The following is a 528-nucleotide window of genomic DNA, read 5'->3' as shown; positions in this document are numbered from 1 at the left end:
ATTCATCGAGGGTTAAACGGCGTGGAGCTAACAGAGGAAGGAAAGCGCTATTTGCCCCAAATAACAGAAGCTCTGGAGCTCATTCAGCATGCAACCGCCAGCCTAATTCAAACCAATACTGATCAAGAGCTGTTGGTTGTCGATGTCACACCCTCATTTGCCAGTCTTTGGCTGGTGCCAAATATCGATGATTTCCACCAGCGCCATCCAAATATTCGCGTGAAAATTCTTACCGGAGATGGCGCAGTTAAAAACATTCATGGCGAAAGTGATCTGCATGTGCGGTGTTTGCCTCTTTCGACTCATTATGAATATAGCCAGCTCTTATGTGAGGAAACCTTGTTGCTGATTGGCAACACCAACCTACCAGAGCTGTCAGACAACCAAGCCATTAGCCATTACCCATTTATTCCGCAAACGACTCGCCCGCAACTGTGGGAGCAATTCAAACAGGAGAACGATTTAGAGTGCCCAATCACCTATCACTCCGTCGGGTTTGAGCATTTTTATTTGGCGTGTGAAGCCGTG

1 protein-coding gene is annotated in these 528 nt (G+C 47.2%); it reads left to right on the top strand.

Annotated elements, in window-relative coordinates:
• The coding region (locus R7Z77_RS28225; RefSeq protein WP_318137421.1) for a LysR substrate-binding domain-containing protein at positions 1-528 on the top strand (528 nt) is incomplete at both ends.

The organism is Vibrio sp. 1401 (assembly GCF_033340295.1).
Note: the sequence above shows the minus strand (reverse complement) of the source record. Positions and strands in the feature narration are given on the sequence as shown.